The organism is Pseudomonas sp. A-RE-19, assembly GCF_019956555.1.
Taxonomy (GTDB): Bacteria; Pseudomonadota; Gammaproteobacteria; order Pseudomonadales; family Pseudomonadaceae; genus Aquipseudomonas.
On record NZ_JAHBDQ010000018.1, the window covers coordinates 1 to 26,281 of the forward strand.

Genomic DNA, 26,281 nt, shown 5'->3' on the forward strand with positions numbered 1-26,281 from the left:
GTCCCCAAAATGATGGCGTTAATGGGCTGAAAAGCCTTTTTTCGTCTGCTTCCCGCACAAAAGCAAACGCCCCGAACAAGTCGGGGCGTTTGCTTGATCCGCTAATATTGCGTTTTCACACAGTCTGCTTCGGCAGCTCCTACACAAGATTGGCGAACACCTGTAGGAGCTGCCGAAGGCTGCGATCTTTTGATCTTCAGGCCATTCGCACCCGCCGAGCCCTGAGCCCCGCCATCAACGAGGGCCCCAACGCCACCAGCGCCGACCCCAACACCACCAACACCGCCCCGCCATAACCCAGACCATTGATCTGCTCGGCATGCACGTACTGCGGCCATAACCACGCGGCCACGGCTACGGCGGCAAAGGTCACCAGCGGCGTGATCGCCAGCGTCGCACTGACCCGCGAAGCTTCCCAATGGGCCAGGGCTTCAGCGAAGGCGCCATAAGCGATCAACGTGTTCAAGCAACACGCCAGCAGCAGCCAGCCTTGCAGCGGACTCAATTGCAGCGCTTCCAGCGGATGCACCCATGGCGTCAGCAACAACGCGCAGAACAGGTAGATCACCATCATCACCTGCAGCGAATTCCACACCGTGAGCAACTGCTTCTGACCCAAGGCATAGAAGGTCCAGACCGTGGACGCCAACAGCACCATCAGCACGCCAGCGGTGTAATCGGTCAGGGAGGTGAGCAACTCACTCAAGCGCTGATTGAAAAACAATGCAAAGCCGATCAACAGCACCAACAGGCCAATCCCCTGCCCCACGCTGAAACGCTCCTTGAACACGAACAGACTGGCGATCAGCAACATGATCGGGCCCATCTGCACCACCAGTTGCGCGGTGCCCGGGCTGAGCAGGTTCAGACCCATCAGGTACAGCACGTAGTTGCCGACCAGACCGAGTACCGCCATCAACACCAGCCAGCCGCCGCGCGGGCCGAGGGCTCTGCGACGTGGCAAGCGTTTCGTCGCCGCCAGATAAATGAACAGGCACCCGCCGGACACCAGCAGGCGAAACCAGGTCACCGTCACCGGGTCCATCACCAGCAGCACTTGCTTGAGCTTGATCGGCAGGATTCCCCACAGCAACGCGGTCAGCAACGCCAGGCACAGACCGTAAACCCAGCGACCCGATGAAATATGCATGCGAACCCCGAAGCCCATTGGCGAGAACCGTCATTCTAGGCCCAGACCGAGGCGCGACACAGGAACAGTTGTCGACGGGCCGCGAATGAAACTGTGCAGGTCGCACCATAAAGTTGACGATATGCCGTCGATCAGCTGGCAAGGCGCGATAAGTGGTTCATGCATAAGCTCATTGAAACCGCCATCCGCAGGAGATCGCCCATGTACGGCATGCGCGCCCAAGACAAAGCCCCCGCCACGCATTTTCGCTGTGACCGTCTGTGTCGTGTGAATGGAGCGTTGTACTTCACCACCCGGGAATGCACCCTGGAGGGGCCGTTTGATAATGCGGCGGCTGCCGAGAAAGAAATTCAGGCCTATATCGAGCGGATGCAGGTTTTGTGTACGAGCCGATAATCCGCGGCGCCTTCATCGCGAGCAGGCTCGCTCCCACAGTGGATCTATGGTGAACATGAGGTAGGTGAACACCAGTGATCAACGTGGGAGCGAGCCTGATCGCGATAGCGGTCAATCAGGCAACATGTACTTGCAGGTTTAACGCACCGCCTCAAACAACCCCGTAGCCCCCATTCCGCCCCCCACGCACATGGTGACGATGCCGTAACGCAAGTTACGCCGCTGCAACTCACGCACGATGTGCCCGACCTGACGCGAACCGGTCATGCCGAACGGATGGCCGATGGAAATCGAACCGCCATTGACGTTGTACCTGTCGTTATCGATTTCCAGCCGATTGCGGCTGTACAGGCATTGCGAGGCGAACGCTTCGTTGAGCTCCCACAAGTCAATGTCGGCAATCTGCAAACCCTTGGCCTTGAGCAACTTCGGCACCGAGAACACCGGGCCGATGCCCATCTCATCCGGCTGACAACCGGCCACGGCGAAACCGCGAAAGAAGGCTTTGGGCTTGAGCCCCAGCGCCAAGGCTTTTTCCAGGCTCATCACCAGGGTCATGGACGCGCCATCGGACAGTTGCGAGGAGTTACCGGCGGTCACCGAGCCGTCTTCGGCAAACACCGGTTTCAACCCGGCCAGGCTTTGCAGGGTGGTTTCAGGGCGGTTGCAGTCGTCGTGGTCGACGATGCCGTCGAGGATCTGCACCTGGCCGGTGGTCTTGTCTTCAACCCGATACTTCACTGCCATCGGCACAATTTCATCGTTGAACAACCCGGTGGCCTGCGCCAGGGCAGTACGTTGCTGGCTTTGCAGCGCGTACAGATCCTGCTCCTGACGAGTGACGTCGTAACGCCGCGCGACGATTTCAGCGGTCTGGCCCATGGGGAAGTAGATGCCCGGCACCTGCTCTTTGAGCAGCGGGTTGATCAGGTTGTCGGTGTTGACGCTTTTCATCGTCAGGCTGATGGACTCGACGCCACCGGCGACGATGATGTCGCTGCACCCCGAAGCGATCTGATTGGCGGCAATGGCAATGGCCTGCAAACCCGACGAACAGAAGCGGTTAAGGGTCATGCCCCCCGTGCCGATGCCCAGGTGCGACAGCACCGCGACGTTGCGACCGATGTTGAAGCCCTGGGCGCCTTCATTGGAGCCGGCACCGACGATGCAGTCCTCGACGCTGGCCGGGTCGACGTCATTGCGCGTGAGCAACGCATTGACACAGTGGGCCGCCATGTCGTCCGGACGGGTCATGTTGAACTTGCCGCGAAAGGATTTGGCCAGGCCGGTCCGCACGCTGTCGACGATCACCACTTCACGCATGGCATACACCTCATTGTTGTTATCAGTCAGAAGTTGGACCGAGCATAAGTCCACCCTATGACTGACCGCGACAATCATTCACCCCGCGTATGCGCAACCATCGGCTCAGCGCTTGCGTTTTTGCGCTTTCCTCTCGAGCTTATCGGACTTTTCGAATGCCTCTTCCAGCGCGAGGTTGAGGGTGCGCAGGACCTTGACCCGCGCCCAGCGTTTGTCATTGGCTTCCACCAGGGTCCAGGGTGAAATCTCGGTGCTGGTGCGATCGACCATATCGCCGACGGCGGTGCGATAGTCGTCCCATTTGTCGCGATTACGCCAGTCGTCTTCAGTGATTTTGAAGCGTTTGAAGGGGATCTGTTCGCGCTCCTTGAAACGCTCTATCTGAGTCTGTTTGTCGATGGCCAGCCAGAATTTGACCACGATCACCCCGGCATCGGCGATCTGCTCTTCGAAGTCGTTGATCTCGGCATAGGCACGCATCCAGTCCGCCTTGCTGCAAAAGCCTTCGATGCGCTCCACCAACACCCGGCCATACCAAGAACGGTCGAACACAGTGAATTTGCCCCGGGCCGGAATATGCCGCCAGAACCGCCAGAGATACGGTTGCGCCCGTTCTTCCTCGGTCGGTACGGCGATCGGCACGATGTCGTATTGGCGTGGGTCGAGCGCTGCGGCCACCCGCCGGATTGCCCCGCCCTTGCCTGCCGCGTCGTTGCCTTCGAACACCGCGATCAACGCGTGGCGACGCATGCGCTTGTCGCGCATCAGCCCGGAAAAGCGTGCTTGCTCGGTAATCAGTTGCTCTTCGTAATCGTCCTTGTCCAGCTGCTGGGTCAGGTCCAGGCTATCGAGCAGATTGACTTGATCGACACTGGGGAACAAGGGCGCCGCGCTGACTTTGTGCGGGTGAATCCTGGGTCTCTTCAGCGCAGTCTGCAGGCCTTCGAGCAGGATCTTGCCAACCGTCAGACTGCGGTAGTGCGCGTCCACGCCGGCGATCACATGCCACGGCGCATAGTCGCGGCTGGTGCGGCGCAATACACGTTCGCCGTACTTCACAAACTTGTCGTACGTTTGGGACTGTTGCCAGTCCAGCGGGCTGATGCGCCAACTGTGCAGCGGATCGTCAGCCAGTGCCTTGAGCCGCGCTTTCATTTGTTTTTTGGAGAGGTGAAACCAGAACTTGAAGATCAGCGCGCCTTCGTCGCAGAGCATCTTCTCCAACCGTTCGGCCCCGTTGATGCTTTGATCAAGTCGCGGATCCTTGAACAAACCGTGGACCCGTCCTTGCAGCATCTGGCTGTACCAGTTACCGAAGAAAATCCCCATGCGGCCCTTGGCCGGAAGCATCCGCCAGTAACGCCAGGCGGGTGGTCGCGCCAGCTCTTCGTCGGTCTGCTGGTCGAAGGTGCGGACCTCGATCAAGCGCGGGTCCATCCATTCGTTGAGCAACTTGACCGTCTCGCCCTTGCCGGCCCCTTCGATGCCGTTGATCAGAACGATGACTGGAAAGCGGTGTTGCTGGCGAAGTTCGAACTGCGCTTCGAGCAAGGCTTCTCGCAGAGCGGGCACTTCGGCGTCATAGGTTTCTTTGTCGATGGCATGACCGATTTCGGCGGATTCGAACATAGAGCGGCTCCTTCCAGGATTGATCAAGACTAACGGATTCGGCAGGCGGTCATCAGAGAAATTCCCAGGGAGTTTTGTGGCGAGGGGGGCCCGCAGAACCTGTAGGAGCGAGGCTTGCCCGCGAAGAACGATGACGCGTAATGCCTGAAAAACCGCGGTAAATTCTTCGCGGGCAAGCCTCGCTCCTACAGGTTCTGCTGCCTCCCTCGCCACAAAAGTCTAGTGGCAAATTTTTGCTGCTCCATCGCCCTTATGCTTTGCCGTGGATCAAGCACCCCGCTGGCGATCGGCTAGAATGGCCACCTTGCCGTTGCCGAGCCTGCCATGAAACCTGTATTGCCCCACGCCCAGCTCGACTGGGACGACCAAGGTCGCCCGCGTTCGCGGGTGTTCGATGATGTGTATTTCTCCGACCAGTCGGGCCTTGAAGAAACCCGCTACGTGTTTCTGGAGCAAAACGATTTGCGCGACCGCTTCGCCGCATTGCCGGCGGGTGGTCGACTGGTGATTGGCGAGACCGGGTTCGGTACCGGGCTTAATTTTCTCTGTGCCTGGCAGTTATTCGAACAGCACGCGGTGGCCGGTGCGCGACTGCATTTTGTCAGTGTCGAAAAGTACCCGCTGAGCGCCCCCGATTTGCAACGAGCCCTGGCGTTATGGCCGGACCTCAAGCCGTTCGCCGATCAATTACTGGCGCAATACGTAGCGATCCATCAAGGTTTCCAGCGCCTGGTGCTGGACAATGGCCGCGTCACTCTGACCTTGCTGGTCGGCGACGCGCTGGAGCAGTTGCCGCAACTGGATGCACAGATCGACGCCTGGTTTCTCGACGGTTTCGCACCGGCGAAAAACCCCGACATGTGGACCGCCGAATTATTTGCCGAACTGGCTCGCCTGGCGGCACCCGGCTCGACCATCAGCACCTTCACCAGCACTGGCTGGGTGCGCCGCCTGTTGAACGCGGCGGGCTTCAAGATGAAACGCACGCCCGGCATCGGCCACAAGTGGGAAATTCTACGGGGCACATTCCTCGGTTGGCCTGAAGAGGCCGCTAAACCAGTCTCGGCAAAACCCTGGTTCGCTCGCCCACAACCGCTGACCGGCGAACGCCGCGCCCTGGTGATCGGCGCTGGGTTGGCCGGTTGCGCCAGCGCCGCGAGCCTCGCCGCTCGGGGTTGGCAAGTGAGCCTGCTGGACCGCCACGAAGCACTGGCGCAGGAAGCCTCGGGCAATCCACAGGGCGTGCTGTACCTCAAGCTTTCGGCCCATGGCACGGCGTTATCGCAATTGATCGTCAGCGGTTTTGGCTACACCCGCCGTCTGCTGGAACAGCTGCAGCGCGGCGTCGACTGGGACGATTGCGGAGTCTTGCAACTGGCCTTCAATGCCAAGGAAACCGAGCGTCAGGCACAACTGGCCGCGGCCTTTTCACCGAGCCTGGTGCACCTGCTCGATCAACCGCACGCCCAGGCCCGGGCCGGGATCGAATTGGCGCATGGCGGCTTGTTCTACCCTGAAGGCGGCTGGGTCCATCCGCCCGCGTTGTGCCAGTGGCAGGCGTCCTCAACGAACATCCAGTGGCTGCCCCATCGCGAGGTACTGGAACTGCGCAAGGTCGATGATCAGTGGCAGGCCTGGGACGGCGACGCACTGCTGGCCAGCGCGCCCGTGGTGATTCTGGCCGGTGCCGCCGAGATCAAGCGTTTTCCACACAGCGCCGACCTGCCCCTCAAACGCATTCGTGGCCAGATAACCCGACTGGCGCAAACCCCTGAAAGCCAAAACCTGGCCACCGTCGTTTGTGCCGAAGGCTATGTAGCGCCTGCTCGTCTGGGCGAACACACGCTCGGCGCCAGCTTCGATTTCAAAAGCGATGATCTCGCCCCGAGCGTCGCCGAACACCTTGGCAACCTGGCGTTGCTCGAAGAAATCTCCACTGACCTGGTCGCCCGTCTGCATGTTCCAGACCTGGACCCGCAGCAACTGGAAGGACGCGCGGCATTCCGCTGCACCAGCCCGGACTACCTGCCGATCGTCGGACCGTTGGCCGAACAGGGCGCCTTCGCCGAGGCCTATGCCGCGCTGAGCAAAGATGCCCGACAAGTGCCCGATGTGCCCTGCCCATGGCTCGAGGGGTTTTACGTCAACAGCGGTCACGGCTCTCGCGGTTTGATCACCGCGCCGTTGTCTGGCGAGCTGTTGGCGGCATGGCTTGAAAACGAGCCGTTGCCGTTGCCAAAAACAGTGGCCGAGGCCTGCCATCCCAACCGTTTTGCCTTGCGCCAATTGATCCGCGGAAAAGTCTGACGCGCAGACTTATAACTTATCGGTCTAAAACTCCAGGGATTCACTTGGGTCAGTTTCTGAGTACCCGCCGTTTTTGGCGAGTATCGATTGACCCTCCCCAACGGAAAAACCGGTAAGGACTTATGTGCGGATTAGCTGGAGAATTACGTTTCGACCATCAACCTGCGGACCTCGCAGCCATTGAACGGATCACCCATCACCTGGCCCCTCGCGGCCCCGACGCGTGGGGCTTCCATAGCCAAGGGCCGATTGCCCTGGGCCATCGGCGCCTGAAAATCATGGACCTGTCGGACGGCTCGGCCCAGCCGATGATCGACAACCCACTGGGCTTGTCCCTGGCCTTCAACGGCGCGATCTACAACTTCCCGGAACTGCGCACCGAGCTGGAAAGCCTCGGTTACGCCTTCTATTCCGGTGGCGACACCGAAGTGCTGCTCAAGGGTTATCACGCCTGGGGCGAAGCGTTGCTGCCCAAGCTCAACGGCATGTTCGCCTTCGCCATTTGGGAGCGCGACGCCAAACGTCTGTTCATTGCCCGCGACCGTCTCGGCGTGAAACCGTTGTACCTGTCGCGTACCGACCAGCGTCTGCGTTTTGCCTCGGCCCTGCCGGCATTGCTCAAGGGCGGCGACATCAACCCGATTCTTGATCCGGTGGCGCTCAATCATTATCTGAACTTCCACGCGGTGGTCCCGGCCCCGCGCACCTTGCTGGCGGGCATCGAAAAGCTGCCGCCGGCAAGCTGGATGCGCGTCGAAGCAGACGGCACCACCGAGCAGAAAACCTGGTGGACCCTGCCCTACGGCCCACACGACGACGAGCTGAATCTGACCCTCGAAGACTGGCGCGACCGCGTACTCGACAGCACCCGTGAAGCGGTGGCGATCCGTCAACGGGCGGCGGTGGATGTTGGCGTGCTGCTTTCCGGCGGCGTCGATTCGAGTCTGTTGGTGGGCCTGTTGCGCGAAGTCGGGGTCGAAAACTTGTCGACCTTTTCCATCGGTTTCCAGGATGCCGGCGGCGAGCGCGGTGACGAGTTTCAATATTCGGACCTGATCGCCAAGCACTACGGCACACAGCACCGTCAGCTGCGCATCGACGAGAAAGAAATCATCGAGCAACTGCCCGCGGCGTTCCGCGCCATGAGCGAGCCGATGGTCAGCCATGACTGCATCGCCTTTTACCTGCTGTCTCGCGAAGTGGCCAAGCATTGCAAAGTGGTGCAAAGCGGCCAGGGTGCGGACGAGTTGTTCGCCGGGTATCACTGGTATCCGCAGGTGGACGGTGCGAGCGATCCGTACGCGGCGTATCGCGATGCGTTTTTCGACCGCAGCTACGCCGACTATGCCGCCACGGTGCAGCCGAAATGGCTGACGGCCAACGACGCGGCCGGCGACTTCGTGAAGGAACATTTCGCCCAACCCGGTGCCGACGCAGCCGTGGACAAAGCCCTGCGTCTGGACAGCACGGTGATGCTGGTGGACGACCCGGTCAAACGCGTCGACAACATGACCATGGCCTGGGGTCTGGAAGCGCGTACGCCGTTTCTCGACTATCGACTGGTGGAATTGTCGGCACGGGTTCCGGGCAAATTCAAACTGCCGGATGGCGGCAAGCAAGTCTTGAAAGAAGCGGCGCGGCTGGTCATTCCAAGTGAAGTGATCGACCGCAAAAAGGGTTACTTCCCGGTCCCGGGCCTCAAGCATTTGCAGGGCGATACGCTGAACTGGGTGCGTGAACTGCTGCTCGATCCGAGTCAGGATCGCGGCTTGTTCAACCCCGCCATGCTCGACCGCCTGCTGACCGATCCACAAGGTCAACTGACCCCGTTGCGCGGTTCCAAGCTGTGGCAATTGGCGGCCCTGAACCTGTGGCTCAGTGAACAAGGAATCTGATCGATGAAACCTCACGCCACGGCTTATAGCCAACGCTTGTTGCGCGGTCAGGCGCCCTCCTACGAACGCCTGCAGGCGCGTCTGGCCGAAGACGGCAGTGAATTGGGCGCCGCGCCGATTGCCGTGCATTGCGGCTGGGGCCGGTTGCTGATCGGCCATACCTTTCCCGATGCGGCGAGCCTTGCCCAGGAGTTGCTCAATGAGCAGCCCGGTGAGCGGGACATCGCCTTGTACGTGGCCGCGCCCCAGCAAGTGCTGGGGCTGGAGCCAGCCCAATTGTTTCTCGACCCGTCGGATACCTTGCGCCTGTGGTTCAGCGACTACCGTCAGGCCACCCGGGTGTTTCGCGGTTTCCGCATCCGTCGGGCGCAAAGCGAGGCGGACTGGCAGGCCGTCAATCAGCTGTATCAGGCCCGCGGCATGCTGCCGATTGATGCGAGTTTGCTGACACCCCATCACCAGGGCGGCCCGGTTTACTGGCTGGCCGAAGATGAGGACAGCGGCGCGATCATCGGCAGCGTCATGGGTTTGAATCATCACAAGGCGTTCAACGACCCGGAAAACGGCAGCAGCCTGTGGTGCCTGGCCGTCGATCCGCAATGCTCACGCCCAGGCGTCGGTGAAGTGCTGGTGCGGCACCTGATCGAACACTTCATGAGCCGTGGGCTGAGTTACCTGGACCTGTCCGTGTTGCATAACAACCGTCAGGCAAAAAGCCTTTACGCCAAGCTCGGTTTTCGCAGCTTGTCGACCTTCGCCATCAAGCGCAAGAACGGTATCAACCAACCGCTGTTTCTCGGCCCCGGCCCGGAAGCCGAGTTCAATCCCTATGCGCGGATCATTGTCGAAGAGGCTCATCGCCGTGGAATTGATGTGCAAGTGGATGACGCAGAAGCCGGCCTGTTCACCTTGATTCACGGCAGTCGTCGAGTGCGTTGCCGCGAATCCCTGAGCGACCTGACGAGTGCGATCAGCATGACCTTGTGTCAGGACAAAAGCCTGACCCACAAGGCACTGAAAAACGCCGGTCTCAAATTGCCCGCCCAACAACGGGCAGGGAACGCGGACGACAACCTGGCGTTTCTTGACGAGCACGAACGGGTGGTGGTCAAACCGCTGGAGGGTGAACAGGGGCAAGGGGTGGCGGTGGATCTATGCACCATCGAAGAAGTCCAGCAAGCCATCGAAAACGCCCGCACCTTCGACAGTCGAGTGCTGCTGGAAAGCTTTCACGAAGGCCTCGACTTGCGGATTCTGGTGATCGGTTTCGAGGTGGTTGCGGCCGCCATTCGCCGGCCGGCAGAAGTGGTCGGCGATGGTCAACATTCCATCGATGCGCTGATCGAAGCCCAGAGCCGTCGCCGACAAGCGGCGACCAGCGGTGAAAGCAAGATCCCGCGGGACCATGAGACCCAGCGCACCTTGCAGGCTGCGGGTTATGACTACAGCAGCATTTTGCCGGCCGGCGAGCATCTGTTCGTGCGGCGCACGGCGAATCTTCACACCGGCGGCATTCTTGAAGACGTCACGGCGAATCTGCATCCGACCTTGGTGGACGCGGCAGTGCGCGCGGCGCGGGCGCTGGATATTCCGATGGTCGGGCTCGACCTGATGGTGCCGGCCGCCGACCAGCCGGAGTATGTATTTATCGAAGCCAATGAACGCGCAGGGCTGGCCAACCATGAACCGCAACCGACGGCCGAGCGGTTTGTGGATTTGTTGTTTCCGCATAGTCAGCCGGCGGCCTGACATTGATGTGTCGCCTGTTCCATCGCCATCGCGAGCAGGCTCGCTCCCACATTTGACCGCATTCCCCTGTGGGAGCGAGCCTGCTCGCGATGGGGCCCTGACGGATCACACACTCTTCTCCTCATCGAAACCGATGCTCTCACTTCATCAGGAGTTTCCATGACCCGCAAAATTCCCGAACCGGACCTCAATTATCTGCAAAAAGTCCTGCTGGAAATGCTCGCCATTCCCAGCCCCACCGGGTTCACCGACACCATCGTGCGCTACGTCGCCGAGCGTCTCGAAGAACTGGGCATTCCCTTTGAGATGACCCGTCGCGGCACCATCCGCGCCACCCTCAAAGGCAAGAAGAACACCCCGGACCGCGCCGTCTCGGCTCACCTGGACACCATCGGCGCGGCGGTTCGCGCGATCAAGGATAACGGGCGCCTGACCTTGGCGCCGGTCGGCTGCTGGTCCAGCCGTTTTGCCGAGGGCAGCCGCGTCAGCCTGTTCACCGACAATGGTGTGATCCGCGGCAGCGTGTTGCCGTTGATGGCCTCGGGACACGCGTTCAACACCGCCGTGGATGAAATGCCAATCAGCTGGGACCACATCGAACTGCGCCTGGACGCCTATTGCGCCACCCGCGCCGATTGCGACTCGCTGGGAATCAGCGTCGGCGATTTCGTCGCCTTCGACCCACTGCCGGAGTTCACCGAAAGCGGCCACATCAGCGCCCGTCACCTCGATGACAAGGCCGGCGTCGCTGCATTGCTGGCGGCGTTGAAAGCGATTGTCGAGAGCGGCGAAGAACTGATGATCGACTGCCATCCGCTGTTCACCATCACCGAAGAAACCGGCAGCGGTGCGGCGGCCGCCCTGCCCTGGGACGTCAGCGAATTCGTCGGCATCGACATCGCTCCGGTCGCACCCGGCCAGCATTCCAGCGAACACGCGGTGAGTGTGGCGATGCAGGATTCCGGCGGGCCTTATGACTATCATCTGTCGCGGCATCTGCTGCGCCTGGCCAGTGACAATGAACTGCCGGCGCGCCGTGACTTGTTCCGCTATTACTTCAGCGATGCCCACTCGGCCGTTACCGCCGGTCATGACATCCGCACCGCCCTGCTGGCTTTCGGTTGTGACGCCACCCACGGCTACGAGCGCACCCATATCGACAGCCTCGCCGCCCTCAGCCGTCTGCTCGGTGCCTATATCCTCAGTCCGCCGGTGTTCGCCAGTGATGCGCAACCGGCCAAGGGATCGCTGGACCGGTTCAGTCATCAGCTCGAACACGAGACGCAGATGGAAAGCGATACCCGGGTGCCGTCGGTCGATAGTTTGATTGGGCAGCGCACAAACAGCTAAGGCGAACTGTAGGAGCTGCCGAAGGCTGCGATCTTTTGATCTTGATCTGCAGCGATGCAACAGGTGCAAAGATCAAAAGATCGCAGCCTTCGGCAGCTCCTGCTGGTGATGCGTTCATAACCGCCGTAGCATCGCGCCATTGTTTAGCCGAGGTGCCTATGCTGATCCCCCACGACCAACTTGAAGTCGACACCCTGACCCGCCTGATCGAGGATTTCGTGACCCGCGACGGCACGGACAACGGCGATGACACACCGCTGGAAACCCGCGTCTTGCGTGTTCGTCAGGCACTGACCAAGGGCCAGGCGCTGATCGTCTTCGACCCGGAAAGCGAGCAATGCCAGTTGATGCTCAAGCACGACGTGCCCAAGCACCTGTTCGACTGAGGCTGTTACCGCGCCTTGGCTTTTGCCTGTTTGATCTGGATGCGCTCATAGACTTCGGCTCGATGTACGTTGACCTGCTGCGGCGCTTCCACACCGAAGCGCACGCTGCTTCCGTTGACGGCGAGAACCCGCACGGAAATGTTGTCACCAATGGATATCAACTCGCCCACAACGCGACTGAGTACAAGCATGGCATTCGTCCTTCAGGGTTACCGGGCCTTGAAGATGCCCGGTGCATGGCGGCTGTTCAATGCAGTGGCAGCAAAACAGTCTCGCCCTACAACCCACGATTTATCGCCCTGAAGGACGCGTCCGACAAACCGGTTGAATGAAGGACCGATCCTTCAGGAAGCGGAGAGACGCGGGCCGAACAAGATGACAGTCGCGCCGATCACACACAGTGCCACGCCGATCCAGTCCGAGCCCAGGGGACGAATCCGCTCGACCACCGCCAGCCAGCCGATCGACGCAATGATGTAGATGCCGCCGTAGGCGGCGTAGGCGCGACCGGCGTAGCTCGCTTCGACACGGGTCAGCAGCACCGCGAACAAGACCAGGCTGAGCAGCGCCGGGACAATCCACCACGCGCTTTTACCCTGGCGCAGCCACATCCAGAAGGCGAAGCAGCCAGCGATTTCGAACAGCGCGGCGAGGAAAAACCACAGGTAATTGAGCATGCAGACGTCTCGTTGGGATGACCGGTTGCGGCCACCCTAACGACGGCGTTGCGCACGGGCAAGTTCAGCCTGCGTTTTGTTTGGCCTTGGCGCGCATTCTGTCGGCCATCACAGTCATTTCGTTGTAGAGCAATTGCGGGTCTTTCTGCTTGATCGCCCAAGCCATGCGGCCCTGTTCGTGGGGCAGGATCATGAATTCGCCGACGGCGACCTGCCGATAGATGTAGTCGGCAATGTCGGCAGCGCTGATCGGCGAACTTTCCAGCAACTTGCCGACCTGGGCTTTCATGGCCGGGGTCGGGCCGCGGAAGGAGTCCAGCAAGTTGGTCTGGAAGAACGACGGGCAGACCACATGCACGCTGACTTCCTCGTGGGCCAGTTCGATCAACAGACTTTCGGACAAAGCCACCACACCCGCCTTGGCCACGTTGTAGTTGCTCATGGCCGGACCTTGCATCAGTGCGGCCATCGAGGCGATGTTGATGATCTTGCCTTTGCTTTTCTCCAGCAGCGGCAGGAAGGCCTTGCAGCCCTTGACCACGCCCATCAGGTTGATCGCGATCTGCCAATCCCAGTCTTCCAGCGACAGTTCACTGAAGAACCCGCCCGAGGCCACGCCGGCATTGTTGACGATGACGTCGATGCCGCCGAACTTCTCTTCACAGGCTTGGGCGAACGCCGTCAGCTGACTGTAGTCGCGCACATCGCAACGCTGGATGAAACCGTCGCCGCCGGCCGCGCGCACCAACTTGAGGGTTTCTTGCAGGCCGGGTTCACTGACATCCGACAAGGCCAGCTGCCAGCCTTCACGCGCCCAGCGCAGCGCGATTTCGCGACCCAGGCCTGAGCCCGCGCCAGTGATCATCATGCGATTTTGCATAGCAAACAGCCTTGTTGTTCCGGGGAAGATGCCCCGAGTGTAGCGAAGGATAATGCGCGACCCACGCTCCATCAGATTGCTGAATGGCCAGCAATGAACCATGGCGCGGTCCGGTTGTTTCAACTTTGAGACGCAGGAAAAGAAATAAACATACCTTCCAAATGCATTAAAAAAACCTGGAATTTTTCTTCATATCCATGAGTCGGATTTTGTAAGCAGCTAGGATTAATACAAGTCCAGCTGATGGCTAAAACGCTAGGTCAAATCCACAACGCTTCCAACAAGGAAACAGACATGGGCACAATTCTTATCGTTATTCTTATCCTGTTGTTGATAGGTGGCTTGCCGGTCTTTCCGCACTCCAGAAGTTGGGGTTACGGCCCGTCCGGTATTATCGGCGTGGTGTTGGTGGTGCTGTTGATCCTGCTGTTGCTTGGCAAGATATAAAGAGGTTTGCCGGCAAAAAAAAGAGGCCCTGCGAAGGGCCTCTTTTTTATTTCCGGTAGAACTTAGTCCGGCTTGCCGTCAACCACACCGGCCGTGTTATCGAGCAGGCTTTTCGTGGCCGTCTGGATAAATGACTCGAGCTTCTGCTTGAGCGCGGCTTCGTCAGCCGATGCCGGGATCACTTCACCTTTCGGATTGGCGCCCAGTTCGTACTGATACAACTTCGGCGGCATCTCTTTTGGCAGTACCAGCACGCGGTCGGCGGTGAGCAATGCAACCGTCTGATCGCTGCCCGACGGTTTGATCACACCGAAGCCCTTGTCGCCTTCCGGCAGGTTCAGCAAATCGCGACCCCAGCATTGATGAACCACGTCGCCACCGATCCGGCCCATGATGGTCGGTACGATGTCGATCTGGGTGCCCACGGTGTGATCGACCTGACCGAATTTTTCCTGCACGCCCGGCCCGATCATCAGCATCGGCACGTTGAAACGGCCCAGGTCCATTTCGGTGATCTGCTGTTCATTGCCAAAGCCGTGGTCGCCGACAATCACGAACAGGGTTTCCTTGAAGTACGGCTCTTTGCGGGCCTTTTCAAAGAACTGACCCAACGCCCAGTCGGAGTAGCGCATGGCGGTCAAGTGTTCGTTGAGGCTGCCACGATCGGTCACGCGCTCCACTGGCAACGGCGTCGGCAAGGCGTACGGCGTGTGGTTGGACAGGGTTTGCAGCAAGGCATAGAACGGCTTCTTGTCCTTGCCATCGCGGGCCTTCAATTCTTCCAGGCCACGGTTGAACATGTCCTGATCGGACACGCCCCAGGTCGGATCGGAGAATACCGGGTTGACGAAGTCATTGCGTCCGATGAAGTTGGTCATACCCTGATTGCTGAAGAAGCCCGATTGGTTGTCCCAGGCAAAATCACCGTTGTAGACGTACACATCGTCGTAGTTACGCTCACTGAGCAACTGCGGCAGGCCGGACAGTTTGTGGCTGCCTTCCGGGGTCTGCATCAGGTATTCGAAACCCGGCAGGTTCGGGAAACAGGCCATGGTGGCGAACATGCCCTGGTGGGTATGGGTGCCGTTGGAAAAGAAACGGTCGAACAACAGGCCTTCTTTCGACAATTTGTCGAAGTACGGTGTGATTTCACCCGGACGACCCAGAGCGCCCACCGAGTGACCGGCGAAGCTTTCCATCAGGATCACCACGACGTTCTTGATCGGCAGTGTCTTGTTGGTGTCGGGGGTGTAGTTGCGGCGCATCGCGGCGGTTTCGGGATTGACCAGTTTGTCGCTCGGGGTCAGCAACATATCGCGCACGGTCTGTTGAGCCAGAGGCTGCGGCAGTGTGGCTTTCCAGATGTTGTCGCGTTCTTCGGACATCCGGCTCTTGGCCGCCGCGATCAGCGACAGCGTGCCGTTGAGGCCCAACTGGTTGGCGAAGTTGGAATCGGTCGTATAGACATCACCCCAACGCAGCGGTGGACCCTGGCGCAGGGTGCCACGAGCGGCGACCACGCAAACCATCAGGCAGACCACGAACACCACGCCGCGGGCGTACCACGGAGCCACCTGGCGGGTGCCGATGCTGCCACCGCTGAACGGCCCGCGAGGACGGGTGGCGCGGTCGGCGCCCTTGAACGCGAGGGTCAGAATCAACGTGCCCACGGCCCAGGCCAACAGGTAGCGAACCACCGGAAAACCGTACCAGAGCATGCTCATCACGGTCTTCGGGTCTTCTTTCACGTACTGGAAGACCAGGCCGTTGAGGCGCTGGTGGAACTCGCGGTAGAAGTCCATCTCCATCAGGCCAAGGAACAGCGCAATGCTCGAGGCCACGGTCAACCACAGCCGAAAGAACCCGCGAGCCGCCATGGCCCGGGCGCTGAACAGTGCCAGCAGCAGCGGAATGCAGAGGTAAACCACCAGACGCAAATCGAAACGCAGGCCATTGGCGAACGCTTCCAGAAAGGTCGAAGCCGGTGTGTTGAGAATCATCGAGCTGTTGTAGACCAGCAGCGCCACGCGCAGCAGGCTGAACATGACCATCATGACCAGGGCACACAACAGTATGTAGGCCAGATGAGATTTGACGGTCGGTTGCAGCAGGCGACTAGAAGCTCGCTGCTGACTCAGGGCGTCCGGGTTTGCCATGTCGTTTTAGGACCCATTGGAAGTTGAAGTTTCAAAATACAGCGGCGCCTTGCCCTCTATTGGCCATCTTCGGCCCCGGGGCTTGCGCGGTGCGCAAATGTTGCACGATCAACCGCGGCATTGCCATTGATTACTGACCCGCAGGCCCGGCCATCGTTTATAGCGCTCTGGGACAAGGGGGATGGCGCAAAGTGGCGGGGGCTGCCTGCCTGGAGCACAGGACGTGGGCGAATTGTCTCGGAGGCTTTGTGAAAATTTCGTTCAACGCATATTCAGAAACAAAATAAAGCCCCGCACTGAGTAAAAAACGCAAACGCCCCGAACCATTCGGGGCGTTTTTTTTAACAGACCAAAAGAGCGCGCGGTTACTTTTCGGCGCGTTCTTTCAGGGCTTTGAGGGTATTGAACGGTGCATCGACCACGAACTTGTTGGCCAACCACGACGGCACGCTGCCACCGGGTTCGGTGTGAACCTGATAAGTCACTTCGACCTGATCGCCTTTAGGCACGAGCTTCCAGAAACCTTTGACCTGAGCGACCCGTACGAAGCCTTTTTCTTCCGGCAGGTACTTCGGCTGCCCGTCCAGTTCGCGGGTCAGGCTGCCATCGGCGCCTTCAACGGTGGTGACATGCAACACCGAATCGCGAGCAGTGACTGGCCAAGGCGTATTGAACTGGGTGTAAGTCCAGCTCTGATTGCCTTCGTGCTTGAGCAGTTTCTGGGTCTTGCACTCGTGAATCCAGGCACAGGCACCCGGCACGTCTTCCTGCAAGGCACGCAGTTTGGCCATGGTGGTCTTCATGACGGTGACGCCACGGTAAGCCTTGTATTGGGAACCGGCCACTTCACTCAAGGACACTTTGATGCCCTCTTCTTCCTTGGCGGTTTTCCATTCTTCGGCCTGGGCCGTGGAGGCCAGCAAAACCGTCAAACCACACAGCACAGCCATACGATGCAGCGAACCCATAGTCTTATTCCTTATTGTTGAAGTTCCGTTCGTTGAACCCATCACGCGGCCGTTATTTGCTCCCACCAGCCCAGCAATTTGATTGCGTCGTCGCGGCTGCTTCCGCAAACCTCGACATCGGCTTCAAACGCCGAACACACTGCAGGACGTTCCGGCTTGCCGAAAATGCTGCACAGGTTATCGACAGACAGTTGCACACAACGCTCTCCGGCGGGTTTGCCATTGGGCATGCCGGGAATCGGTGAACTGATGGAAGGGGCAATGCAACAGGCGCCACAGCCTTCACGGCATTTCATGACGACAAGCTCCTCGCGACGGGCAATGAGTTAAAAGGACGGGGCACAGAGTAACGGCTTAAACGGCTGTTTAGAATTACCTGAGGCGGGGTTTTTTCACTCAATCGAATGTGACTGACCAGTCTCCGACAAAGCGTCTGGCCTGCGGGTCACGAATGGCGCTGATTTACTGTTTGAACTCGAAATCCAATACCGCGCCCTCCACGTCCCGGCGCTCTTCTTTGCGCAACTGCAGCTGCATTTCATTGTTGAGCAAGCGGCCGTTGAGCTGAAACGGGCTGCTCTTGTCACCGAACATTTGCGGCAACACCGCATCGTGTCGGGGCAATGGAACCGTGCCGGGCGGTTTCAGTTTATCGACCATGTCCTGAGGCAAACTCAAATCCAGATTCACGGGAGGCAGTCTGGTTTTCACTACTTCACTGGCCGGTTTCGACTTGGAAGCAATGGGGGAACGTTTTTTGACCGTCGCCGCGTTCTTTTTGGCCGCAGTGGCTTTTTTGACCGGTGCCGGGTTTTTCGCGGTTGTGCTGGCTGTCGGTTTTTCCTGAACGGAAGCGGCCATAGCGCCTTGCGCGAGACAGGTCATCAACAGGCAGATCAACAGCCAGACGGCAGGCAAAATCGATTTCATGGACCCAACGGCGCGAACGGCAGAGGGCCATATGCTCGCTTGTTGGAAGCGACAAGACAAGCGGGCAGTTCACAACCGCCCTGCAGGTCAAAAACCGCTCGCTGTCTCTTGACAAAGTTGCGTCGCCAGCAGCCCCAACGTCATCAATGCACGCTCGGCTTCGCGGTTCCAGGGAATGCCACAGTTCAGGCGAATGCAGTGATTGAACTGCTCGGTGTTACTGAAAATCAGCCCCGGCGCAATGCTGATGCCCTGCTGCAACGCACGCACATGCAGTTCCTGCGTGTTGACCCGCCCCGGCAGGCTGACCCACAGAATGAAACCGCCGGTGGGCCGGGTCATCTGCGTGCCTTCCGGGAAGTACTGCTGCACCCCCAACTGGAAAGCGCTGAGGTTCTTGCGATACTCCTGGCGGATGTAGCGCAAATGCCGGTCGTAGCCACCGTTTTCCAGATAAGCCGCGATGCCCATTTGCGTGACGCTGCACGCCGAATGCGTGCTGAAGGTCTGCAAGCGCTGGATTTCCTGCTGGTACTTGCCGGCAATCATCCAGCCAATGCGCACGCCGGGCGACAGGGTTTTGGAGAAGCTGGAGCAATAGATCACCCGATCCAGCCGATCATAGGCCTTGAGCGATTTGGTACGGCCCTGCTCAAACATCAGTTCGCCATAAATATCGTCTTCGACGATCTGGATATCGAAATCCGAGGCCAGGCGTAGCAGTTGTTTCTGCCGCTCTTCGGGCATGGTGCCGCCCAATGGGTTGCTCAGGCGCGTGGTCAGAACCAGCGCCTTGATCGACCACTGGTTGGCCGCCAGTTGCAGAGCTTCAAGACTCATGCCGGTGGCCGGATCGCTGGGGATCTCGATCACTTTCAGCCCCAACAGGTCGGCCAGTTGTAACAAGCCATAATAGGTCGGCGATTCGGCGGCGATCAGATCGCCTGGTCGGGTCAACACGCGCAAAGACATCTGCAACGCATCGACGCAACCGTGGGTGATCACCACTTCCGACGGATCGACCACCACGCCGGCATCGCGCATGCGGATCGCCACTTGCCGACGCAACGGCTCGAATCCGGGGCTGAACATGTAGCTGAACGCCCGCGGGCTATGGAATCGGGTGACTTTGGCCAGCTGCTGATGCAGCGCCCGTACCGGTAAATAGTCGACGCTCGGTACGGCCGCGCCCAACGGGAAGACGCCTTCGCGGCGGGATTCGACCAGGACTTGCTGAATGATGCTGCTGCGAGTGACAAGGCCGGGGCGCTCGACCCGGGCGATGTCCGGGGTGGGCGCCGTGAGCGCCGGCGTCTGGTGCACGTAGTACCCGGATTGCGGCCGGGCACGAATCAGCCCCTGATCCTCAAGGTTGGCGTAGGCCTGCAACACGGTTGCATGGCTGACGTTGAGCTGCGAGCTCATCTTGCGCACCGAAGGCACGCGCTCCCCCGGTTGATAGACACCGCGGCGGATGTCTTCGGCCAGTTGCTGAGCAATTCGTTGATAGAGCAAGAGATTGGTCATGACGCAGCACTCGATTTCACGGGCATTTTATTCTTGTGTGAAACAATACCGGAACAGTTTAGAAGTGTACTGGGACAGTTGCCACAATAGTCGACCGTACAGTGCAGTGTCAGCAAAAACTGTACTGTTTTTTGGCAGATGTGAAGCATTTGGCAGACACAAAAAACCCGACGCTGCTGACAGGCCGGGTTGTAGGAGCTACGTGGAGCCAGTAGGAACTGGTAAGCACCGGTAGGAGCTGGTAGGAGCTGGTAGGAGCTGTCGAGTGAAACGAGGCTGCGATCTTTCCAGCCCCACTTGAGTCCCAAGTGAAGGATCAAAAGATCAAAAGATCGCAGGCTTCGCCAGCTCCTACAGGGTTTCCGGTGTCATCCAGACCGGTGTCGCCAGTTTCCGCAAGCCTGGCTTTTCCAGTGAAGCAGCCCTTAGCGAGCCGCGCCGAGCTGGCCTTTTTCGTCGGAAAACACAATTTCAACCCGACGGTTCTGCGCACGACCGCGCTCGGAAGCGTTGGCATCCACCGGGTATTCATCGCCATAACCTTCGACCTGGATGCGTTTGTCATCGATGCCCAGGTCCATCAGCACGTCGGCCACCGATTGAGCACGGTCGCGGGACAGCTTGAGGTTTTCCTGTTTACCACCGGTGCTGTCGGTGTAGCCCTCGATCCGCACCACACGCTTGGGGTTGAGCTGCAAGAACTGGACAATCTTCAGCACCACGCGGTTCGCCGAGTTTTTCAGCTCCGCTTCGCCGGTATCGAACAGCACATCGCCCAGGGTCATCACCAGACCACGATCGGTCTGGGTGGTCGCCAACGCCACGATCTGTTCTTCAAGCCACTTGCCTTGTTGCTGCACGCTGAGCAACTTGGACTCACGCAGGGCCAGTTGCAGGCGCTGACGCTCCAGTTCGAGCTTCGCGGCGCGCTCTTCGTTAAGCACCTGATTGGTGTGTTCCCGGGCGATTTCACTGTAACGCTGGCTCAGGTAGGCGTAATGCACAACGTCCGAACCGCTGCCCCAGTAGCTGGACAGACGATCGGCGCGAGCCAGGGATTCACCGGAACGGATCACGTCCTTGGGGGCAATTCGCAGCACGTTGGAGTCTTCCTTGACCTTCTGGAAGTCGGCACCGGCCTGCTGCAATGCGGCTTCGCTGTGTTGACCGGCGCAACCATAAAGGCTTGCGCAGCCGGCCAGGATCAAGCCACCGAGTGCTTTGGTCTTGAGGCTCATTGGGCATCTCCCAGTTGCTTGCGCAGGCGAGTGATGCGGGTATTGAGCACGTTCAACTGCTCCTCGCTCTTGAGGGTCAGCACTTTGGCTTCAGCCAGACGCGCGTCCAGTTCGGCCTGCTCGGCCCGCATGCGCGCGTTTTTGAAGGATTGGTCGGCCATGTTGCCCTTGGCACGGTTGAACTTGTCTTCGGCCAGTTTCATTTCCGGCACTTCGTCCGCGGTGGCGCCGACAGCCTTGGCTTGTTCGAGAGCCTGTTCGGTCAGGCGTATTTGTTCATTCGGCGCCGGATCGGCTGCACAACCCGCCAGAGCCATAACGGCCAGGGCAGCGAAAAGAGGTCGAATACTCACTAAAAATCCCTACTGTTTTGGGGTACTGACAGGTTGTTGCTGCGGTTGTGAGGGTTGCGCTTTCCAACGCTCGATATTGCGCAGCAGCGCGGCTTCCGTCAGTCCGGACGCGGGCAATTCTGTCATCTTTTTGGCCAGCTGTCCGCGCAACCACGGATCGTTGCAGGCGGAGTTATGGGAAAGCGCGAGATACAGGCCGGGTTTGTCGATGGGTTGTGGGCGGGCCATCAAGTCATTGGCCATCCCCAGCGTTTGTGCCATGGCCATGCCCGAGTAGCGGCCGGCGAGAACAAATTCCACCTCGCCCAGCAGCAATTTCTGAAAGGCCTGGGTCAAGTTGGGCGTGCGCACGAGTGTCAGTTGCTGCTCGGCGAAAGTGCTGAACGAGGGGGTTACTCGAGACTTTTCCGACAACGCGCCAGGATGACCATGAAGGTCCAGCGCTTCGTTGTAGACCAGTAGCGAGTCGTTGCGAGTCCAGACCAGGTAATCGTTTTCCAGCAGCGGTGGATGGATGTAATCCAGATTTTCCAACTCACTGACCGTCAACGGCGCATCGGCCAGCATGTCCATGCGCCCGCTGCGCACTTCGTCCAAAGCCTGGGAGCGTTTGCCGGCATAAAGCAGTTCGACCTTGATGCCCAACTCCCCCGCCACTTGCTGCAAGAGGTCGGCGCTGGCGCCTATCAGGTACTTGGGGTTTTGCGGGTCTTGCCACAGGTACGGCGGCGCGTCCGGGCTACCGGTCACCACCAGGCGCTCGCATTTGCCGGCAGCGATGGACAGCCCCGGCAACATCGTCAGCCCCAGCAGTAATGACCAGCCACACACGCGGCGCAAATCCATGGCGACACTCCCTACAACTCAATATTTTCGCAAAAAAAAGCCCGACCAAAAGGCCGGGCTCTTTATAAGTCAAGCCGCCGGATTAGACCAGCTTCTCGAACTCGGGGATGGCTTCAAACAAGTCTGCCACCAGGCCGTAATCGGCCACCTGGAAGATCGGCGCTTCTTCGTCCTTGTTGATCGCAACGATCACTTTGGAGTCTTTCATACCGGCCAGGTGCTGGATCGCGCCGGAGATACCGACGGCGATGTACAGCTGTGGCGCAACGATCTTGCCGGTCTGACCGACCTGCATGTCGTTGGGTACGAAACCTGCGTCGACCGCGGCGCGGGAAGCACCGACGGCAGCGCCCAGCTTGTCGGCCAGGGCGTACAGGTGTTTGAAGTTGTCGCCGTTCTGCATGCCGCGACCGCCGGAAACGACGATCTTGGCAGCGGTCAGTTCCGGACGATCGGACTTGGCCAGTTCTTCACCAACGAAGCTGGAAGTGCCAGCGTCGTGAGCAGCGGCAACGGCTTCAACGGCAGCCGAACCACCTTCAGCAGCCACCGGGTCGAAACCGGTTGCACGCACGGTGATCACTTTGACCGCAGCGTTCGATTGAACGGTGGCGATGGCGTTACCGGCGTAGATCGGGCGCTTGAAGGTGTCAGCGCTTTCGACCGAGATGATCTCGGAGATCTGGTCAACGTCCAGGGCAGCGGCAACGCGTGGCAGGATGTTTTTGCCGTTGGAAGTCGCGGCAGCCAGGATGTGGCTGTAGCCCTTGCCCAGCTCTGCAACCAGCGGAGCAACGTTTTCTGGCAGTTGATGAGCGTAAGCGGCGTTGTCGGCCAGCAGCACTTTCGCCACGCCAGCGATTTTCGCAGCGGCTTCAGCCACGGCGCCAGCGCCCTGACCTGCAACCAGAACGTGGATATCACCGCCGATCTTGGCAGCAGCAGCCACAGTGTTCAGCGTGGCCGGGGCCAGTACTTTGTTGTCGTGTTCAGCAATAACCAAGATAGTCATTTAGATTACCTTCGCTTCGTTTTTCAGTTTCTCGACCAGTTCAGCCACCGACTTGACCTTGATACCCGCGCTGCGTGCAGCCGGCGCTTCGACTTTCAGGGTCTTGTTGGTGGAGGCGGTGGAAACGCCCAAAGCGTCCGGAGTCAGCACTTCGAGAGGCTTCTTCTTGGCTTTCATGATGTTCGGCAGAGACGCGTAGCGCGGCTCGTTCAAACGCAGGTCGGTGGTGACGATGGCCGGCAGTTTCAGGGAAACCGTCTGCGCGCCGCCGTCGATTTCGCGGGTCACGGCAACGCTGTCGCCGGACACTTCGACTTTCGAAGCGAAGGTGCCCTGACCGTAGCCGCTCAATGCAGCGAGCATCTGGCCAGTCTGGTTGTTGTCGCTGTCGATGGCTTGTTTGCCGAGGATCACCAGCTGAGGCTGTTCCTTGTCGACAACAGCTTTCAACAACTTGGCAACGGCCAGGGAAGTCAGATCTTCAGCGGATTCGACGAGGATGGCGCGGTCGGCACCCAGAGCCAGCGCGGTGCGCAGTTGCTCCTGAGCGGTGGACGGGCCGATGGAGACGACGACGATTTCAGTCGCAACGCCTTTCTCTTTCAGACGTACGGCTTCTTCCACTGCGATTTCGCAGAACGGGTTCATCGACATCTTGACGTTAGCGAGGTCGACGCCGGAATTGTCCGCCTTGACACGAACCTTGACGTTGTAATCCACAACGCGTTTGACAGCTACAAGAACCTTCATGGATTCCTCGTTACTCTCCGGTGAAAAGAAAGTCGCCTAGGCGAACCTGGCGGTTGATGCTCATCGGCGCAAGGGCACCTCTAAAAACGCTGGCAGGTGTATCGGGTGAACCTTGCTCACGAGGCCGATTAACCGTTCGTCAGTGGTGACCGACGAGTCATTCATTATCGCGGCGTGTAAACTGCGCGCCAAACCTGCGCGGCGCATCACCTTGTACTGCCATCGCCCTGTCTTTAGAGGTGCTCTTGAAACCAACAGTCAGCCTACGGCGAGCGCAAAACCGCCCGTATCTTGACCGGAACCCCTATTCGGGTCAATACGGCAAAATGGCCAGTCATAAGCCGCGTGACTTTGATTTATCTGGCTTTGAGCCAATTCAAACAAACGTTTGTATTGGACGCTAGGAGTGGTGTAGATATAATGCGCCACCTAGAGAGAAAGGTGGGTCATCCATTGTCCCTTTCGGCGTTTGCCGAAGGAAATAATGGATGCAACGCCAAACCTCCAATTAGAAAAAAACTGTTGAGCCTTGAGTAGGAGATAGCCTGTGGAACGCGAATACATGGAATTCGACGTGGTCATCGTCGGTGCCGGCCCCGCTGGCCTGTCCGCCGCCTGCCGTTTGAAGCAGAAGGCCGCCGAAGCCGGTAAGGAAATCAGCGTCTGCGTGGTCGAAAAAGGCTCCGAAGTCGGCGCTCACATCCTGTCCGGTGCGGTGTTCGAACCACGGGCCCTGAACGAACTGTTCCCTGGCTGGAAAGAACTCGGCGCGCCGCTGAATACGCCCGTCACACGCGATGACATCTTCGTTCTGAAAAACGCCGACAGCGCGCAGAAGATTCCTGACCTCTTTGTGCCCAAGACCATGCACAACGAAGGCAACTACATCATTTCCCTGGGCAACCTGTGCCGCTGGCTGGCCCAGCAGGCCGAGAACCTGGGCGTGGAAATCTACCCGGGCTTCGCCGCCCAGGAAGCCCTGTTCGACGAGAACGGCGTGGTTCGCGGGATCATCACCGGCGACCTGGGTGTTGACCGTGAAGGCCATCCGAAAGAAGGCTTGTACACCCCGGGCATGGAACTGCGTGCCAAATACACGCTGTTCGCCGAAGGTTGCCGCGGCCATATCGGCAAGCAACTGATCAAGCGTTTCAATCTCGACAGTGAGGCCGACGCGCAGCACTACGGCATCGGTCTGAAAGAAATCTGGGAAATCGACGAGGCTTTGCACCAGCCAGGCCTGGTGGTTCACACCGCCGGTTGGCCGCTGGACATCATGGGCACCGAGAACACCGGTGGCTCGTTCCTCTATCACCTGGAAAACAACCAGGTGGTGGTCGGTCTGATCGTCGACCTTTCCTACAGCAACACTTTCCTGTCGCCATTCGACGAGTTCCAGCGCCTCAAGCACCACCCGGTGCTCAAGCAATACCTGGAAGGCGGCAAGCGCATCAGCTACGGCGCACGTGCATTGGCCAAGGGTGGTATCAATTCGCTGCCGAAGATGGTCTTCAAGGGCGGTGCACTGATTGGTTGCGACCTGGGTACCATGAACGTGGCCAAGATCAAAGGCAGCCACACCGCGATGAAGTCCGGCATGCTCGCCGCAGACGCCGTGGCCGACGCGCTGTTCGCCGATCTGGACGGCACGCAAGAGCTGACCACTTACGTCGACGCCTTCAAGAAGAGCTGGCTCTATGACGAATTGTTCGCCAGCCGCAACTTCGGCCCGGCGATGCACAAATTCGGCCCGATACTCGGCGCGGCGTTCAACTACATCGACCAGAACTGGTTCGGCGGCAAACTGCCGTTCACCCTGCACGACACCAAGCCGGATTACGCTTGCCTGAAACTGGCGGCCGACTGCAAGAAGATCGACTACCCGAAACCGGACGGCAAGATCAGCTTCGACAAACTCAGCTCGGTGTTCATCTCCGGTACCAACCACGAAGAAGAGCAGCCGTGCCACCTGAAGCTGACCGATCCGAGCATTCCGATCGGCAAGAACCTGCCGCTGTACGATGAGCCCGCCCAGCGCTACTGCCCGGCCGGCGTATACGAAGTGGTAACCCAGGAAGACGGTGAGAAGCGCTTCCAGATCAACGCCCAGAACTGCGTTCACTGCAAGACCTGCGACATCAAGGATCCTGCACAGAACATCACCTGGGTGGCGCCGGAAGGCTCTGGCGGCCCGACTTATCCGAACATGTAAGTCGAATCGCTGAACATCAAGGCTCCCGAAATGGGGGCCTTTTTGTTGCCTGCCATTCAAGCGTCAACACAAGACCTTGTAGGAGCGGGCTTGCCCGCGA

General features: G+C 59.3%; 24 protein-coding genes. 8 read left to right on the plus strand and 16 right to left on the minus strand.

The annotated features are described in order from the left end of the window. Window positions 1–196 precede the first annotated feature (196 nt). Window positions 197–1,150 carry a DMT family transporter gene (locus KGB14_RS13170; RefSeq protein WP_223487262.1) on the minus strand — a complete coding sequence of 318 codons (954 nt, stop codon included), beginning with the start codon at window positions 1,148–1,150 and terminating at the stop codon, window positions 197–199. 201 nt (window positions 1,151–1,351) lie between these two features. Between KGB14_RS13170 and KGB14_RS13175 the strand changes: the two genes are divergently transcribed. Continuing rightward, window positions 1,352–1,546, plus strand: a complete 195-nt coding sequence (locus tag KGB14_RS13175; RefSeq protein WP_223487263.1) for a DUF6316 family protein — start codon at window positions 1,352–1,354, stop codon at window positions 1,544–1,546. A 138-nt stretch (window positions 1,547–1,684) separates the two neighbouring features. On the opposite strand, the gene KGB14_RS13180 is transcribed toward KGB14_RS13175, so the two are convergent. Continuing rightward, window positions 1,685–2,869: a thiolase family protein gene (locus tag KGB14_RS13180; protein ID WP_223487264.1), complete on the minus strand. Its 1,185-nt coding sequence runs from the start codon at window positions 2,867–2,869 to the stop codon at window positions 1,685–1,687. A gap of 105 nt (window positions 2,870–2,974) precedes the next feature. Continuing rightward, on the minus strand, window positions 2,975–4,498 hold the full coding sequence (gene pap, locus KGB14_RS13185) for a polyphosphate:AMP phosphotransferase (protein WP_223487265.1): 1,524 nt from the start codon (window positions 4,496–4,498) through the stop codon (window positions 2,975–2,977). A gap of 324 nt (window positions 4,499–4,822) precedes the next feature. Between pap and mnmC the strand changes: the two genes are divergently transcribed. The 5 genes from mnmC (at window position 4,823) to KGB14_RS13210 (ending at window position 12,185) form a co-directional block, all read left to right on the plus strand. After that, window positions 4,823–6,805 carry a bifunctional tRNA (5-methylaminomethyl-2-thiouridine)(34)-methyltransferase MnmD/FAD-dependent 5-carboxymethylaminomethyl-2-thiouridine(34) oxidoreductase MnmC gene (gene mnmC / locus KGB14_RS13190; protein WP_223487266.1) on the plus strand — a complete coding sequence of 661 codons (1,983 nt, stop codon included), beginning with the start codon at window positions 4,823–4,825 and terminating at the stop codon, window positions 6,803–6,805. A 122-nt stretch (window positions 6,806–6,927) separates the two neighbouring features. Continuing rightward, window positions 6,928–8,700, plus strand: a complete 1,773-nt coding sequence (locus KGB14_RS13195; protein WP_223487267.1) for an N-acetylglutaminylglutamine amidotransferase — start codon at window positions 6,928–6,930, stop codon at window positions 8,698–8,700. A 3-nt stretch (window positions 8,701–8,703) separates the two neighbouring features. Next, a complete protein-coding gene (ngg, locus tag KGB14_RS13200; protein WP_223487268.1) occupies window positions 8,704–10,449 on the plus strand; it encodes an N-acetylglutaminylglutamine synthetase in 1,746 nt (581 codons plus the stop codon). 159 nt (window positions 10,450–10,608) lie between these two features. Continuing rightward, a complete protein-coding gene (locus KGB14_RS13205; RefSeq protein WP_223487269.1) occupies window positions 10,609–11,799 on the plus strand; it encodes an osmoprotectant NAGGN system M42 family peptidase in 1,191 nt (396 codons plus the stop codon). Window positions 11,800–11,957: 158 nt separating this feature from the next. Next, on the plus strand, window positions 11,958–12,185 hold the full coding sequence (locus tag KGB14_RS13210) for a YheU family protein (protein WP_003199186.1): 228 nt from the start codon (window positions 11,958–11,960) through the stop codon (window positions 12,183–12,185). A 5-nt stretch (window positions 12,186–12,190) separates the two neighbouring features. On the opposite strand, the gene csrA is transcribed toward KGB14_RS13210, so the two are convergent. The 3 genes from csrA to KGB14_RS13225 all read right to left on the minus strand — a co-directional run bounded on the left by csrA (window position 12,191) and on the right by KGB14_RS13225 (window position 13,742). Next, window positions 12,191–12,376 carry a carbon storage regulator CsrA gene (csrA, locus tag KGB14_RS13215; protein ID WP_064616631.1) on the minus strand — a complete coding sequence of 62 codons (186 nt, stop codon included), beginning with the start codon at window positions 12,374–12,376 and terminating at the stop codon, window positions 12,191–12,193. A 153-nt stretch (window positions 12,377–12,529) separates the two neighbouring features. Further along, window positions 12,530–12,862 carry a YnfA family protein gene (locus KGB14_RS13220; protein ID WP_223487270.1) on the minus strand — a complete coding sequence of 111 codons (333 nt, stop codon included), beginning with the start codon at window positions 12,860–12,862 and terminating at the stop codon, window positions 12,530–12,532. Window positions 12,863–12,926: 64 nt separating this feature from the next. Further along, window positions 12,927–13,742, minus strand: a complete 816-nt coding sequence (locus KGB14_RS13225) for an SDR family oxidoreductase (RefSeq protein WP_223487271.1) — start codon at window positions 13,740–13,742, stop codon at window positions 12,927–12,929. 294 nt (window positions 13,743–14,036) lie between these two features. On the opposite strand from KGB14_RS13225, the gene KGB14_RS13230 reads away from it, so the two are divergent. After that, window positions 14,037–14,189, plus strand: coding sequence for a DUF3309 family protein (locus tag KGB14_RS13230; protein WP_008012020.1), 153 nt, complete (start codon window positions 14,037–14,039; stop codon window positions 14,187–14,189). 62 nt (window positions 14,190–14,251) lie between these two features. Here the strand turns inward: KGB14_RS13230 and KGB14_RS13235 are convergent, their stop codons facing one another. From KGB14_RS13235 to KGB14_RS13280, 10 genes are all read right to left on the minus strand, one after another. Further along, complete coding sequence (locus tag KGB14_RS13235) at window positions 14,252–16,345, minus strand: LTA synthase family protein (protein WP_223487272.1); 2,094 nt, start codon at window positions 16,343–16,345, stop codon at window positions 14,252–14,254. Window positions 16,346–16,710: 365 nt separating this feature from the next. Then, complete coding sequence (locus KGB14_RS13240) at window positions 16,711–17,313, minus strand: START domain-containing protein (RefSeq protein ID WP_223487273.1); 603 nt, start codon at window positions 17,311–17,313, stop codon at window positions 16,711–16,713. Window positions 17,314–17,354: 41 nt separating this feature from the next. Further along, entirely contained in the window at window positions 17,355–17,609 is a 255-nt protein-coding gene (locus KGB14_RS13245; protein WP_223487274.1) for a YkgJ family cysteine cluster protein, read from the minus strand. Window positions 17,610–17,775: 166 nt separating this feature from the next. Further along, window positions 17,776–18,243, minus strand: a complete 468-nt coding sequence (locus KGB14_RS13250; protein WP_223487275.1) for a translation initiation factor 2 — start codon at window positions 18,241–18,243, stop codon at window positions 17,776–17,778. 87 nt (window positions 18,244–18,330) lie between these two features. Beyond that, window positions 18,331–19,770 carry a PLP-dependent aminotransferase family protein gene (locus KGB14_RS13255; RefSeq protein ID WP_223487276.1) on the minus strand — a complete coding sequence of 480 codons (1,440 nt, stop codon included), beginning with the start codon at window positions 19,768–19,770 and terminating at the stop codon, window positions 18,331–18,333. A gap of 425 nt (window positions 19,771–20,195) precedes the next feature. Further along, on the minus strand, window positions 20,196–21,008 hold the full coding sequence (locus tag KGB14_RS13260; RefSeq protein ID WP_223487277.1) for an OmpA family protein: 813 nt from the start codon (window positions 21,006–21,008) through the stop codon (window positions 20,196–20,198). Further along, a complete protein-coding gene (locus KGB14_RS13265; protein ID WP_223487278.1) occupies window positions 21,005–21,361 on the minus strand; it encodes a DUF4398 domain-containing protein in 357 nt (118 codons plus the stop codon). The genes KGB14_RS13260 and KGB14_RS13265 overlap by 4 nt, the downstream gene beginning before the upstream one ends. A 9-nt stretch (window positions 21,362–21,370) precedes the next feature. Beyond that, the gene (locus KGB14_RS13270) at window positions 21,371–22,207 is read right to left on the minus strand and encodes a substrate-binding periplasmic protein (RefSeq protein WP_223487279.1); all 837 of its coding nucleotides are present in this window, start codon (window positions 22,205–22,207) and stop codon (window positions 21,371–21,373) included. An 82-nt stretch (window positions 22,208–22,289) separates the two neighbouring features. Continuing rightward, window positions 22,290–23,219 (minus strand): electron transfer flavoprotein subunit alpha/FixB family protein, encoded by a 930-nt coding sequence (locus tag KGB14_RS13275; protein WP_223487280.1) that lies wholly within the window; start codon window positions 23,217–23,219, stop codon window positions 22,290–22,292. Then, window positions 23,220–23,969 carry an electron transfer flavoprotein subunit beta/FixA family protein gene (locus KGB14_RS13280; RefSeq protein WP_003226982.1) on the minus strand — a complete coding sequence of 250 codons (750 nt, stop codon included), beginning with the start codon at window positions 23,967–23,969 and terminating at the stop codon, window positions 23,220–23,222. Window positions 23,970–24,516: 547 nt separating this feature from the next. Between KGB14_RS13280 and KGB14_RS13285 the strand changes: the two genes are divergently transcribed. Beyond that, window positions 24,517–26,181, plus strand: a complete 1,665-nt coding sequence (locus KGB14_RS13285) for an electron transfer flavoprotein-ubiquinone oxidoreductase (RefSeq protein ID WP_223487281.1) — start codon at window positions 24,517–24,519, stop codon at window positions 26,179–26,181. Window positions 26,182–26,281 lie beyond the last annotated feature (100 nt).